This is a genomic window from Pseudomonas sp. B8(2017) (assembly GCF_002113575.1).
GTDB classification, from domain to species: Bacteria; Pseudomonadota; Gammaproteobacteria; order Pseudomonadales; family Pseudomonadaceae; genus Aquipseudomonas; species Aquipseudomonas putida_Z.
This window is the reverse complement of record NZ_NEIO01000003.1, coordinates 134,281-148,084: the sequence shown is the minus strand read 5'-3', so window position 1 is coordinate 148,084 and position 13,804 is coordinate 134,281. Positions and strand designations below refer to the sequence as shown.

Annotated in this window: 13 protein-coding genes; 4 read left to right on the top strand and 9 right to left on the bottom strand. The window is 62.1% G+C overall.

The annotated features are described in order from the left end of the window. Positions 1–72 precede the first annotated feature (72 nt). The 8 genes from aruF to acs all read right to left on the bottom strand — a co-directional run bounded on the left by aruF (position 73) and on the right by acs (position 9,512). On the bottom strand, positions 73–1,092 hold the full coding sequence (aruF, locus tag CAG22_RS06680) for an arginine/ornithine succinyltransferase subunit alpha (RefSeq protein WP_085705012.1): 1,020 nt from the start codon (positions 1,090–1,092) through the stop codon (positions 73–75). 147 nt (positions 1,093–1,239) lie between these two features. Continuing rightward, complete coding sequence (locus CAG22_RS06675; RefSeq protein ID WP_013973653.1) at positions 1,240–2,460, bottom strand: aspartate aminotransferase family protein; 1,221 nt, start codon at positions 2,458–2,460, stop codon at positions 1,240–1,242. 342 nt (positions 2,461–2,802) lie between these two features. After that, complete coding sequence (gene argR, locus CAG22_RS06670) at positions 2,803–3,783, bottom strand: transcriptional regulator ArgR (protein WP_085663961.1); 981 nt, start codon at positions 3,781–3,783, stop codon at positions 2,803–2,805. Positions 3,784–3,881: 98 nt separating this feature from the next. Next, positions 3,882–4,646, bottom strand: coding sequence for an ABC transporter ATP-binding protein (locus CAG22_RS06665; protein ID WP_025340127.1), 765 nt, complete (start codon positions 4,644–4,646; stop codon positions 3,882–3,884). A gap of 22 nt (positions 4,647–4,668) precedes the next feature. Continuing rightward, positions 4,669–5,367, bottom strand: a complete 699-nt coding sequence (locus CAG22_RS06660; RefSeq protein WP_085589096.1) for an ABC transporter permease — start codon at positions 5,365–5,367, stop codon at positions 4,669–4,671. Beyond that, entirely contained in the window at positions 5,364–6,053 is a 690-nt protein-coding gene (locus tag CAG22_RS06655) for an ABC transporter permease (RefSeq protein WP_003260113.1), read from the bottom strand. Before CAG22_RS06655 ends, CAG22_RS06660 begins: the two co-directional genes overlap by 4 nt. 88 nt (positions 6,054–6,141) lie before the next feature. Beyond that, positions 6,142–6,927, bottom strand: coding sequence for an ABC transporter substrate-binding protein (locus CAG22_RS06650; RefSeq protein WP_054903345.1), 786 nt, complete (start codon positions 6,925–6,927; stop codon positions 6,142–6,144). 623 nt (positions 6,928–7,550) lie between these two features. After that, positions 7,551–9,512 (bottom strand): acetate--CoA ligase, encoded by a 1,962-nt coding sequence (gene acs / locus CAG22_RS06645; protein ID WP_015271271.1) that lies wholly within the window; start codon positions 9,510–9,512, stop codon positions 7,551–7,553. Positions 9,513–9,910: 398 nt separating this feature from the next. Here acs and CAG22_RS06640 point away from each other — a divergent pair, with 398 nt between their 5' ends. Further along, the gene (locus CAG22_RS06640; protein ID WP_003260110.1) at positions 9,911–10,165 is read left to right on the top strand and encodes a DUF2790 domain-containing protein; all 255 of its coding nucleotides are present in this window, start codon (positions 9,911–9,913) and stop codon (positions 10,163–10,165) included. A gap of 155 nt (positions 10,166–10,320) precedes the next feature. On the opposite strand, the gene CAG22_RS06635 is transcribed toward CAG22_RS06640, so the two are convergent. Continuing rightward, entirely contained in the window at positions 10,321–11,880 is a 1,560-nt protein-coding gene (locus CAG22_RS06635; RefSeq protein ID WP_024087504.1) for a sigma-54-dependent phenylalanine hydroxylase transcriptional regulator PhhR, read from the bottom strand. Positions 11,881–12,135: 255 nt separating this feature from the next. Between CAG22_RS06635 and phhA the strand changes: the two genes are divergently transcribed. The 3 genes from phhA to CAG22_RS28725 all read left to right on the top strand — a co-directional run bounded on the left by phhA (position 12,136) and on the right by CAG22_RS28725 (position 13,740). Then, positions 12,136–12,924 (top strand): phenylalanine 4-monooxygenase, encoded by a 789-nt coding sequence (phhA, locus tag CAG22_RS06625; RefSeq protein WP_085705010.1) that lies wholly within the window; start codon positions 12,136–12,138, stop codon positions 12,922–12,924. Between the two features lie 39 nt (positions 12,925–12,963). Next, entirely contained in the window at positions 12,964–13,320 is a 357-nt protein-coding gene (locus tag CAG22_RS06620; RefSeq protein ID WP_085705008.1) for a 4a-hydroxytetrahydrobiopterin dehydratase, read from the top strand. Positions 13,321–13,611: 291 nt separating this feature from the next. Continuing rightward, positions 13,612–13,740, top strand: coding sequence for a hypothetical protein (locus CAG22_RS28725; RefSeq protein ID WP_015271274.1), 129 nt, complete (start codon positions 13,612–13,614; stop codon positions 13,738–13,740). Positions 13,741–13,804: the final 64 nt, after the last annotated feature.

Here is a 13,804-nt window from a genome sequence, read left to right as displayed (position 1 = left end):
TCCTTTTGCGGCGGCGGCGGCCGGCGCGAAACTCTTCTAACGCATCAATCCCGAAACGTCTGTTGCCAGACCTCAGACCGCAACCAGACGCACGCTGGCACCCTCGCCCACCCCCAGCGCCTCGGCAGCGGCCGGGCTCAGGCTGACCGGCTTGCCCGGCACCCAGTCCAGGTCCAGCAGTACCGCGCGGTAATCCTGCAACTGGCCGTTGCACACCAGGTACGGGCGCCCGCCCTTGACCGGGGTGTCCTCGAGCTTCACCGGCACCACCCGGCTCTGGGCGATGGAGCGGATACCCGAGGTACGCGCATGCAGGGTCGGGCCGCCATCGAAGATGTCGATGTAGTGCTCGGTCTCGAAGCCTTCGCGCATGAGGATGTCGAAGGTAATCTGCGCCCGCGGGTGCACCTGGCCCATGGCTTCCTGCGCCAGGTCAGGCAGCAGCGGCACGTAGATCGGGTAGTGCGGCATCAGTTCGGCGAGGAAGGTGCGGCTCTTCAGGCCGCACAGGCGCTCGGCGTGGGCATAGTTGAGGTCGAAGAAGTTGCGGCCGATGGCATCCCAGAACGGCGACTCACCCTGCTCGTCGCTGTAGCCGACGATCTCGGTCACCACCGAGTCGGCGAAACGCTCCGGGTGAGCGGCCATGAACAGCAGGCGGCCACGCGAATTGAGCTCGGCCCAGCCACTGTTCACCAGTTCCGGCAGCACATAGAAACTGGTCAGCAGGCTGTTGCCGGTCAGGTCATGGCACAGCGACAACACGTGGATCTTGTTATGGATCTTCAGCTCGCGCGAGGCGTGCACGAAGGTCTCGTTACGAAAGCTGTAGAACGGCTCGGAGTAGCCCGCCGAAGCGACGATGGCCGAGCAACCGGCCAGCTTGCCGGTTTCGCTGTCCTCGAGCACGAAGAAGTAGCTTTCTTCACCGTTGAAGCTGACCTCGGCGGAGAAGGAAGTCTCGGATGCGGCGATCTTGTCGCCCAGGCGAGCGGTGTCGTCCGGCAGCGAGGTGACACCAATGGGGCTGTCTGCAGCCATGCGCTGCACTTCGTTCAGATCAGCCATTTGCGCGGGGCGCATCACCAGCATGGTGTCACTCCTTTGGAATACGGGCCGCTCACGGCGGCACGGAAAAACGGCAGGTGCACTGGCACCTGCACTGGAATCGGGTATCACCGGCCCGGTGCAGACTCGGGTTGAGCCTGCACCGGGGCCGGCGAAGGAACCGCAGGCGGATCAGCCCTTGGTCAGGGTGGCCACGGCGCGCTCGAAGCGGTCCAGGCCTTCGTCGATGTCGGCGTCTTCAACCACCAGGCTTGGCGCGAAGCGGACCACATCCGGGCCGGCCTGCAGCACCATCACGCCTTCTTTCTCGGCGGCGTTGAGCACGTCCTTGGCCTTGCCTTTCCAGGCTTCGGTCAGCACGCAGCCCAGCAGCAGGCCAACGCCACGCACCTGGCTGAACAGGTTGTACTTCTGGCCGATCTGCTCCAGGCGGACCTTGAAGCGCTCATGCTTGGCCTTGATGCCGGCCAGGGTTTCCGGGGTGTTGACCACATCCAGCACCGCGCAGGCGACGGCGCAGCCCAGCGGGTTGCCGCCGTAGGTGGTGCCGTGGGTGCCGACGGCCAGGTGCTTGGCCAGCTCGGTGGTGGTGAGCATGGCACCGATCGGGAAACCGCCGCCCAGGCTCTTGGCGCTGGTCAGGATGTCCGGGGTAACGCCGTAGTGCTGGTAGGCATACAGCGAACCGGTACGGCCAACGCCGGTCTGCACTTCGTCGAAGATCAGCAGGGCGTTGTGTTCGTCACACAGTTTGCGCGCGCCTTCCAGGTAGGCCTTGTCGGCCGGCACCACGCCGCTCTCGCCCTGGATCGGCTCGATCACCACGGCGCAGGTCTTGTCGGAAATCTGTGCCTTCAGCGCTTCCAGGTCGTTGTACGGCACATGGCTGATGCCGGTGATCTTCGGGCCGAAGCCATCGGAGTACTTCGGCTGGCCACCGACGCTGACGGTGAACAGGGTACGGCCGTGGAAGCTGTTCACGGTGGCGATGATTTCGTGCTTTTCCGGGCCGAAGCGGTCGTGGGCAACGCGACGGGCCAGCTTGAAGGCGGCCTCGTTGGACTCGGCGCCGGAGTTGCAGAAGAACGCACGGTCGGCAAAGGTGGCGTCCACCAGCTTGTGGGCCAGGCGCAGGGCCGGCTCGTTGGTGAACACGTTGGATACGTGCCAGAGGGTGTTGGCTTGCTCGGTCAGGGCCTTGACCAGTGCCGGGTGGCAGTGGCCCAGGGCGTTGACCGCGATGCCACCGGCAAAGTCGATCAATTCGCGACCCGACTGGTCCCAGACGCGGGAACCCTCGCCTCGCACAGGAATGAAGGCCGCCGGAGAATAGTTGGGGACCATGACCTGGTCGAAATCGGCACGTTGCACCGGGGCTTGCTCAACGGACATCTGAGTCTCCTGAAGAGGAACGCTGGCCTGGAAGTGGCGAGCGATGGGGGGATTGTAAGGACTGATCCGCGCCTGTCCTTGCGGCCAAGCGACAACTTGTTACAGCGCAAAACCCAGTTTTGACAAGGCTTTCGGCAATGCGACAAACACTGTCGCAATCGCGCAGTGTACGGGAGAGAGGGGGCTGGGTGAACGGGTGTACACATATAGAAGCGTGGTTGCCTGTACCGGCCGATTCGCGGGCTCGCCCGCTCCCACAAGTGCCCCGTAACCATCAAGGCCTGTGGTGATCCTGTGGGAGCTGGCTTGCCGGCGATAGGGCCAGTACAGACTACAGGGCAATCAGCCTTTTTCGGCAGGCGCCGAGCTCAGTTCGAACGGGCTGCTGCTACGCCTCTGATTGCGGTCTTCCCGCGGCGTTGCGCCAAAGAAGTTGCGGTAGGCACTGGAAAAATGCGGCCCCGAGGAGAAGCCGCAGGACAGCCCGATCTGGATGATCGACTTGCTGGTCTGCATCAGCATCTGCCGCGCCTTGTTCAGCCGCAGCTCCAGGTAGTACTGGCTCGGCACGCGGTTCAGGTACTGCTTGAAGATACGCTCCAGCTGCCGGCGCGAAACGCACACGTGCTGGGCAATTTCGTCGGTGGTCAGCGGCTCTTCGATGTTGGCCTCCATCAGCAGCACCGCCTGGGTCAGCTTGGGGTGGCTGGAGCCCAGGCGGTTCTGCAGCGGAATGCGCTGGCGCTCGCCACCCTCGCGGATGCGCTCGACCACCAGTTCCTCCGACACTGCCCCGGCCAGCTCCGCCCCGTGGTCACGGGCCAGCACCGCCAGCAGCAGGTCGGTAACGGCCATGCCGCCACAAGCGGTCAGGCGATCGCGGTCCCAGTCGAACAGGTGGCTGGTGGCGATGACCTTGGGGAAGCGCTCGGCAAAATCATCCTGCCAGCGCCAGTGCACCGCAGCCCGGTAACCGTCGAGCAGGCCCAGCATCGCCAAGGGGTAGACCCCAGCCGACAGGCCGCCGATCATGCAGCCACTGCGCGCCAGTTGCTTGAGCGCCGCCGACAACGCAGCCCCCACCGCCGGCGGCTGCTCGTCAGCCAACAGGAACAGCTTGTGGCACCCCTCAAGGCGGCCGTTCCACGGCTCGCCCGGCAGGCGCCAGCTGCCCTCTTGCGCCGGCTCCGCCTGCAGGAAGACCAGCTCGTAGACCACCTCCGGGTGCACCCGCTGCGCCACCTGCAACACTTCCTCGGCCAGCGCCAGGGTCAAGGGCCGGGTGCTGGGCCAAATGAGAAAACCGATTCGCTGGGTGGTCATAGGGTGCGGTCCGAAACCTGAGGTCGTTCGAGTCTGTGCGCCGGGTCAGGCTGCGCTCGCCGCGCAGCATGCCCTATTCTGGTGCAAAATTGCAGTTTTTACTTCAGGCTGCCGGAGAGGAACTGCTTCAGGCGCTCCGACTGCGGGTTGGCCAGCACTTCGCGCGGGCAGCCGGTTTCTTCCACCAGGCCCTTGTGCAGGAACACCAGCTGGTTGGACACCTCACGGGCAAAGCCCATTTCGTGGGTCACCACCACCATGGTGCGGCCTTCCTGGGCCAGCGCCTGCATCACCTTGAGCACATCGCCCACCAGTTCCGGGTCCAGCGCCGAGGTCGGCTCGTCGAACAGCATGACCTCCGGCTCCATGGCCAGCGCCCGGGCAATTGCCACACGCTGCTGCTCGCCGCCGGACATGTGCCCCGGGAAAGCGTCCTTGCGATGAGCGACACCCACCTTGGCCAGGTAGTGCTCGGCCTTTTCCAGGGCTTCCTTGCGGTTCACGCCCAGCACATGCACTGGCGCTTCGATGATGTTTTCCAGCGCGGTCATGTGCGACCACAGGTTGAAGTGCTGGAAAACCATCGACAGGCGCGAGCGCATGCGCTGCAGCTGACGCGGGTCGGCGGCCTTGAGCGCGCCGTCCTTGCCCGGTACCAGCTTCAACTCTTCGTTGTTGAGCAGGATCTTGCCGGCGTGCGGTTGCTCCAGCAGGTTGATGCAGCGCAGGAAGGTCGACTTGCCCGAACCGCTGGAGCCGATGATGCTGATGACATCGCCTGCCTTGGCCGACAGGGACACGCCCTTGAGCACTTCATGGCTGCCGTAGCGCTTGTGCAGGTCTTGGACTTCGAGTTTGTACATGCTGTCGATTCTCACAAAGCGGTCAGTGCTTGCGCGGCGCCAGGTAGCCGAGCCAGCGGCGTTCGGCCATCTTGAACAGGCGCACCAGGATGAAGGTCAGGCACAGGTAGAACACGCCCGCCGTGATATAGGCCTCGAAAGGCAGGTAGTACTGGGCATTGACCGTGCGCGCAGCGCCAGTGATGTCGATCAGGGTGACGATCGACGCCAGGCTGGTGGTCTGCAGCATCATGATCACTTCGTTGCTGTACTGCGGCAGCGCCCGGCGCAGGGCCGACGGCAGCAGGATGCGCCGGTACATCTTCATGCGCGACATGCCCATGGCCTTGGCCGCCTCGATTTCGCCATGGGGCGTGGCCTTGAGGCTGCCGGCGATGATTTCGGCGGTGTAGGCACTGGTGTTGATGCCGAACGCCAGGCAGGCGCAGAAGGTAGCGCTGGACAGCAGCGGCCACAGGAAGCTTTCGCGCACCGCCTCGAACTGCGCCAGGCCGTAGTAGATCAGGAACAGCTGCACCAGCATCGGCGTGCCGCGGATCACGTAGGTGTACAGCCACGCCACGAGATTGACCGCTGGCTGCCTGGACACCCGCATCAGGCCCAGCGGAATGGCCGCCAGCAGCCCGAAGAACAGCGAAATCGCCAGCAGCTTGAGGGTGGTCAGCAGGCCGCCGAAGTACATCGGCAGTGCCTCCCAGACGACGTTGTAGTCGAAGATCATAGTTCAGCCACCTTGACGCCAACCGAGTAGCGGCGCTCGAGATACTTCAGGGCCAGCAGCGAGATGCTGGTCAGCACCAGGTACAGGGCCGCCACCGCCAGGAAGAAGGTGAAAGGCTCGCGGGTGGCGTCGGCCGCCTGCTTGGCCTTGAACATCATGTCCTGCAGGCCCACTACCGAAATCAGCGCGGTGGCCTTGGTCAGCACCAGCCAGTTATTGGTGAAGCCCGGGATCGCCAGACGAATCATTTGCGGCACCTGGATGCGGAAGAACACCTGGCGGTTGCTCATGCCATACGCCACGCCCGCTTCGGCCTGGCCTTTCGGAATACCGAGGAACGCACCGCGGAAGGTTTCCGACAGGTAGGCACCAAAGATGAAGCCCAGGGTACCGATACCCGCGATCAGCGGATTCAGGTCGATGTAGTCTTCATAACCGAGCAGCGGCGCAACCCGGTTGATGATGTCCTGCCCGCCGTAGAAGATCAGCAGGATCAGGACCAGGTCCGGAATACCACGAATCACCGTGGAATACAGATCGCCCAGCCAGGCCAGCCAGCGCACCGGCGACAAGCGCAGCGCCACACCGATCAGGCCGAGCACGATGGCCAGGGCCATCGACGACAGGGCGAGCTGAAGCGTCAGCCACGCCCCGTCGAGGATGACTGCCCCGTAGCCTTTCAACATGATGAGGTCCTCGACCTAGAGAATGAAAAATGGTGCAAACCTCAGAGCCTCTGCTGTTTGCACCATTGCACAGGTGAAACCCGACGTCTTAGTTCGAGTCTGGACCGTAGATGTCGAAGTTGAAGTACTTCTTCTCGATTTCTTTGTACTTGCCGTTGGCACGGATGGCGTCGATGGCAGCGTTGATGCGGTCGACGTTGGCCTTGTCACCCTTGCGCACGGCAATACCGATGCCGTCACCGAAGTACTTGGCGTCGGTGAAGGCCGGGCCTACGAAGGCGAAGCCCTTGCCGGCGTCGGTCTTGAGGAAGCCGTCTTCCAGCAGGGTGGCGTCAGCCACGGTGCCATCGAGGCGGCCAGCTGCCACGTCCAGGTAGATTTCGTTCTGGGTGCCGTAAGGAACCACGGTGGCACCTTTGGCGCCCAGTACTTCCTTGGCGAAGCGGTCGTGGATCGAGCCGCGCTGCACACCAATCTTCTTGCCCTTGAGCTCATCCAGGCTGTCGCTGACGGCGGTACCTTCCTTCATCACCAGGCGCGCCGGGGTCAGGTAGTAGCGCTTGGTGAAGTCGACCGATTTCTTGCGGTCTTCGGTGATCGACATGGACGACAGGATGGCGTCGATCTTGCGCACTTTCAGCGCCGGGATCAGGCCGTCGAACTCCTGCTCGACCCAAGTGCACTTGGCTTTCATCTCTTCGCACAGGGCGTTGCCGATGTCGTAGTCAAAACCGGCAATGCTGCCGTCTGGCTGCTTGAAGGCGAAGGGTGGGTAGGCGGCTTCGATGCCGATTTTCAGCGGTTTTTCATCGGCCTGCGACACCAGGGAAAACACGGACAGCGCCAGGGCGCCAAGCAGTGCGAGCTTCTTCATCAGGTAACTCCATCGGTACGGAGCAATACAAGGCAGGTAACGGCTGCCCGATATGCGAATGGGTACAACGCGAGCCGCGCAGGGTTCGACCAAGGTCGCAGACCACGAGCGAGTGATTGGCATTTTAACGACAGCCCGGTAGTCGATATTTCTTCAAAGCGACAACTACTTACAGAAGCGCTTGAAACGGCAGCGGGCGATGTTGACAGCCATTGCAAAATATGCAAGAGCGCAAGAAATAGAACCTATAGTACTAGCAATTCCCGGGCCTATTATTGGCAAAGCCTTGTATTACGGCAAGTGCAGCGTGCCGTGTCGCAAAAAAGGCTGCGAAAACGCACTGAAACAGGCCGGATTTGTTTCCTGGCGCCCCGATATTGTGCGGCGCCGGTGACAGAACAGTTACCGATGAATGTCGGGTAACAGTAAAGCAAAAAACCCCGCCGGTTGCCCGGACGGGGTTCTTGCTGGCGGCATACGCACCTGCAGGAGCGGCCTTGTGTGGGAGCGGGCGTGCCCGCGAAGCAGGCGGCGCGGTGGATGGCACCGGCTGCGCCGGTGTTCGCGGGCATGCCCGCTCCCACCCAAAGCGGCGCCTACAGGGGCCGCGCCCTGCCTCGATATCAGGCCGAAGCCAGGCTCATGGCCTTGTGGGTATCGATCAGGTGCTGCACCACGCCCGGGTCGGCCAGGGTCGAGATATCGCCCAGGGCATCGTACTCACCCGTGGCAATCTTGCGCAGGATGCGGCGCATGATCTTGCCCGACCGGGTCTTCGGCAACCCCGGCGCCCACTGGATCACATCCGGCGAGGCGATCGGGCCGATTTCCTTGCGCACCCAGTTCTTCAGCTCCAGGCGCAGCTGCTCGCTGGCCTCGATACCGGCATTGAGGGTGACATACACATAGATGCCCTGCCCCTTGATGTCGTGCGGCACACCCACCACCGCGGCCTCGGCCACTTTCGCATGCGCCACCATGGCACTTTCGATCTCGGCAGTACCCATGCGGTGACCGGACACGTTCAGCACGTCATCCACGCGGCCGGTGATCCAGTAGTAGCCATCCTCGTCGCGGCGCGCACCGTCGCCGGTGAAGTACATGCCACGGAAGGTCTTGAAGTAGGTATCGACGAAACGGTCGTGGTCGCCGTACAGCGAACGCGACTGGCCCGGCCAGGAATCGAGGATCACCAGGTTGCCTTCGGCAGCGCCCTCGATCAGGTTGCCCAGGTTGTCCACCAGCGCCGGCACCACGCCGAAGAACGGGCGGGTTGCCGAGCCCGGCTTGAGGCCGGTAGCGCCCGGCAGCGGGCTGATCAGGATGCCGCCGGTCTCGGTCTGCCACCAGGTGTCGACGATCGGGCAACGCTCCTTGCCCACGGTCTTGTAGTACCAGTTCCAGGCTTCGGGGTTGATCGGCTCACCCACCGAGCCCAGCAGGCGCAGGCTGGAGCCATCGGCACCTTCAACAGCAGCCTGCCCTTCGGCCATCATCGCGCGGATGGCGGTTGGTGCGGTGTACAGGATGTTGACCTTGTGCTTGTCGACGATCTTCGACACGCGGGTGATGTCGGGGTAGTTCGGCACGCCTTCGAACAGCAGGGTGGTGGCGCCGTTGGCCAGCGGGCCGTAGACGATGTAGCTGTGGCCGGTGACCCAACCCACGTCGGCGGTGCACCAGTACACCTCGCCCGGGCGATAGTCGAACACGCGCTCATGGGTCAGCGCGGCGTATACCAGGTAGCCGCCAGTGGTGTGCAGCACGCCCTTCGGCTTGCCGGTGGAACCAGAGGTATAAAGGATGAACAGCGCTTCCTCGGCACCCATCTCTTTTGGCGCGCAGTGGCTGGAGGCGACTTTCATCAGGTCTTCGTACCAGATGTCGCGGTGCTGGTGCCAGGCAATGTCGCCACCGGTGCGCTTGCACACGATGATCTTCTGCACGCTGTTGGTTTCAGGGTTGGTCAGCGCCAGGTCGACGTTGGCCTTGAGCGGGGTACGCCGGCCACCGCGCACGCCTTCGTCGGCGGTAATCACGACCTTGGACTTGCAGTCGATGATACGGCCGGCCAGCGCCTCGGGCGAGAAGCCGCCGAACACCACCGAATGGATCGCACCGATACGGGCACAGGCCAGCATGGCGACCACGGCCTCGGGGATCATCGGCATATAGATGGTGACCACGTCACCCCGGTGCACATCCTGGCCACGCAGGGCGTTGGCGAACTTGCAGACCTGCTCGTGCAGTTCGCGGTAGGTGATGTTGCGGTGCTCGGAAGGGTCGTCGCCTTCCCAGATGATGGCCAGCTGGTCGCCGCGCTCTTCGAGGTGGCGGTCCAGGCAGTTGGAGGAAACGTTCAGAGTGCCGTCAGCGAACCATTTGATATCGACGTGGTGGTCGTCGAAGGAGGTCTGCTTGACCTTGGTGAACGGCTTGATCCAGTCGATGCGCTGGGCCTGCTCGCGCCAGAAGCCGTCCGGGTTGATCACCGACTGCTGGTACATGGCCTTGTAGGTGGCCTCGTCGGTCAGGGTGGTGGCCGCAACCTCGGGACGAACGGGATACAGTGGAGCCGCACTCATCTGTGTTACCTCGGTGTAATAGTTGTTTTTGTATGGAACCGTTTGTAACTGTACCAGAGCGACAAAAGCCATTCGACGTTGGTAGTAATTTGGTACGCCCGTCCCGACAAAGCGCTCTGGCACGCACCTTACAGCCATGGCGAGGAAAAAATGGGGCCGTTTACCAGAGGATTGTTACAGATTCTGTCAAAACACTTTATCAAAAGACCCACTGTTTCGGCCTTGGCCCCAGCCATAAAATTCACCTCGCCAGCAACGGCAAGGCGATTAACAACTGGTAACAGCCCCCACGAAGGCAAACGTTAATCCCCATCCAAACCCGATAGTTAAAACTAGCAATACTCGCGGCGCCATAAGCGCCGCGTGCCCCCTCACGACCTTAGACAGGTAAATTGAAAATGAAAGCTTTACTGGTATTGGTACTTGGCAGTCTTTGCGGCGCGGCGATGGCCGGCGAAGCCAAAGATGCCGAGCAGATTCCGGTTGAACAGTACAGTTACTCGCAGCACCTGGACATTGCCCGCGTCATTTCCATGAGCGAAGTGCCCAATGTGTGCGAAGTCGTGCCAGCCCGCATGACCTACGAGGACTCCAAGGGCCAGAAGCACATTCTCGAATACCGCGTGATGGGGAACGGCTGCTCGAACGGCTGACACCTTGTGAATTGGGGGCCCTGCGGGCCCCATTCGCGGGCTTGCCCGCTCCCACAGGTACAGCGCCTGCCTTGAATTTGGCGCGGTACTTGTGGGAGCGGGCAAGCCCGCGAAGAATATTGCACCTGATTAACAGGTTATTGACCAACCGCTTATTAATCTACCGACTTGCCCAACGAATAATCCCTCAACTTGTTGGCAATAGTCGTATGCGAAACACCCAGTCTTTTACCTAAAGCCCGACTACTCGGGAATTCCCCCATCAAACTTTCCAGCACCGCTTTTTCAAAGCGCCCGACAATCTGCGAAAGATCCCCATCCAGCGAAAACTCACCCAGCGGTTGGCGCACGCCGTAATCCGGCAAACGTATATGTTCACTTTTGACCACGCCGCCCTCGCATAACGAAACCGCCTGGAACAACACGTTTTCCAACTGCCTTACATTACCCGGCCAATGATACTGGCCAAGTTTGTCCATCGCCGCCGGCGCCAGGCGCGGCATGGCGCAGCCGATCTGTCGGCTGGCCTGGTCGAGAAAGTGCTGCACCAATCCTTCCAGGCCATCCATGCATTCGCGCAATGGCGGAATGTGCAGCGACAACACATTGAGCCGGTGATACAGGTCCTGGCGAAACTCGCCACGGGCACACAATTCGGACAAATCCACCTGGGTCGCGCAGATCACCCGCACATCCAGGTACACCTCTTCATCGCTGCCGACACGACGGAAACAGCCATCCTGCAGAAAACGCAGCAGCTTCACCTGCAGGCGCGGGCTCATCTCCCCTACCCCGTCAAGGAACAGCGTGCCACCGGCGGTCAGCTCCAGCAGCCCCAGCTTGCCCTCGGCCCGCGCCCCTTCGAATGCCCCGGGGCCGTAACCGAACAGCTCGGTCTCGGCCATCGACTCGGGCAACCCGGCGCAGTTGAGCGCCATCAACGGCGACTGGCCGCGCGGGCTGGCCAAGTGGCAGGCACGCGCCAGCAACTCCTTGCCGGTGCCGGTCTCGCCCTCGATCAGCAATGGTGCGTCCAGCGGCGCCATGCGCCGCGCCTCGCGTACCACCGCAGCCATCACCCGCGAGCTCTGGAAGATACTGTCGAAACCGCGCAGCTCCTGCTTGCGCACGTTGTAGATGCGCTCACCGATACGGTCGGCGCGGTGCAGGGTCAGCACCGCGCCGGCCAGCGCCTCGCTGTCGTCGTGCTCGGACTGCAGCGGCGCGATATCGGCCAGGAACACATCACCCTTGACCTTGATGCGCAGGCCGTTGATGCGCGACTTGTTGGCGCGCACCAGCTCTGGCAGGTCGAAGTCCTCCACATAGCGCGCCAGCGGCATGCCCGGCACCTCGTCCACCCGCACCCCCAGCAGCTGCGCAGCGGCCCGGTTGGCGGCGACGATGCTGCCGCCCATGTCGATCGACAGCACCGGGAAGTCCAGCGCCCCCAGCAGCGCATTCAGCTCCATGTGCCGGCGCTCGCTGGGCATCAGCCCCACGCGCTTGACGCCGAATACCCCGGCAATCGCCTCGAACTTCGGCCGCAGCGCCTGGAACTGCAGATTGATCAGGTTCGGGCAATGCAGGTAGATGGCGTTGCCATGGTCACCGCCCACCTCGCCACGCAGCACGTTGATGCCGTACTCCACCAGCAGGTTGAGGATGTCGCGCAGGATGCCAATACGGTTCTGGCAATGCACTTTGATACGCATGAGGGCTCTCGAAGCGCCAATGTTTTTCAACACCGCGCGGAAAAGTCGTAAAGATAAGCTGACAAAAACAGCCGAAGCTTCAGCCAGATGCCTCGGATTTTCCGACACCTGCGCCTTTTTGTAAAATTATCGTTACGAAAACGTCGCCCAAAGCCAGCCCCGCCCACCGGCCCACCCGTGCAAAGCGGTCAGTGAAGGGATATTCCTAAGGCATGTCCTGCACATAACAAGAAAAGCCCTCACCAGGAGAGCCACATGAAACAGACGCAATACGTGGCACGCGAGCCCGATGCGCATGGTTTTATCGATTACCCGCAGCAAGAGCATGCGGTATGGAACACCCTGATCACCCGTCAGCTGAAAGTGATCGAAGGCCGCGCGTGCCAGGAATACCTGGCCGGCATCGACCAGCTCAAGCTGCCTCATGACCGTATTCCGCAACTGGGCGAGATCAACAAGGTGCTGGGCGCCACCACCGGTTGGCAGGTTGCCCGGGTCCCTGCGCTGATCCCCTTCCAGACCTTCTTCGAACTGCTGGCCAGCAAGCGCTTCCCGGTGGCCACCTTCATCCGTACCCCGGAAGAGCTGGACTACCTGCAAGAGCCCGATATCTTCCACGAGATCTTCGGCCACTGCCCGCTGCTGACCAACCCCTGGTTCGCCGAATTCACCCATACCTACGGCAAGCTCGGCCTGGCCGCGACCAAGGAACAACGCGTGTACCTGGCGCGCCTGTACTGGATGACCATCGAGTTCGGCCTGATGGAAACCGCGCAGGGCCGCAAGATCTATGGCGGCGGCATCCTCTCGTCGCCCAAGGAGACCGTCTACAGTCTGTCTGGCGAGCCCGAGCACCAGGCCTTCGACCCGATCGAGGCCATGCGCACACCGTATCGCATCGACATCCTGCAGCCGCTGTATTTCGTGCTGCCGAACATGAAGTGCCTGTTCGACCTGGCCCACGAAGACATCATGGGCATGGTTCACAAAGCCATGCAGCTGGGCCTGCACGCACCGAAGTTTCCACCCAAGGTCGCTGCCTGAGCGACCTTGCCGATAACAACTCGAACCGGAAAACACCACATGAATGCCTTGAACCAAGCCCATTGCGAAGCCTGCCGCGCCGACGCACCAAAGGTCACCGACGAAGAGCTGGCCGAGCTGATTCGCGAAATCCCGGACTGGAACATCGAAGTACGTGACGGCCACATGGAGCTGGAGCGCGTGTTCCTGTTCAAGAACTTCAAGCACGCCCTGGCGTTCACCAATGCCGTGGGCGATATCGCCGAGGCCGAAGGCCACCACCCGGGCCTGCTGACCGAGTGGGGCAAGGTCACCGTGACCTGGTGGAGCCACTCGATCAAAGGCCTGCACCGCAATGACTTCATCATGTGCGCACGCACCGACAAGGTGGCGGAGACGGCTGAAGGCCGCAAGTAAGCACAGAGAAACTGGGGCCGCTTCGCGCCCCTTCGCGGGCACGCCCGCTCCCACAGGGACCGCGTAATCCTTGATTTTCGCGGTCCCTGTGGGAGCGGGCGTGCCCGCGAAGGGGCGCGAAGCGGCCCCATTTTTTATGGGAAAAATGTCCGCTGTTCGCCCGCAAAACCGACAAGCGACCGCCAAAAAAACCCAAACTGTCATCCAGACTTGTGTATCCTGCCCCAGCTTTGCGAAGCTTCAAACGCGCCTGGCGCAGACTTTTCACTCACACTTGCGAGGAACGACGAGATGCATGAAATCCCGAATCTTCCCTTCCCAAGCCTGAACCCAGAAGAGCCAACCGTGACCGTTCACGCCGAACCGGCAGCTGCCGTCGAGCAGGATGGTGACGATCAATCCAGCGCTGACCAGGAATAACCGCGCATCCCCGACTGTGTGAAAACGGCTGACCTGCGGGCCACCCCCGTCATCACGTTTTCAC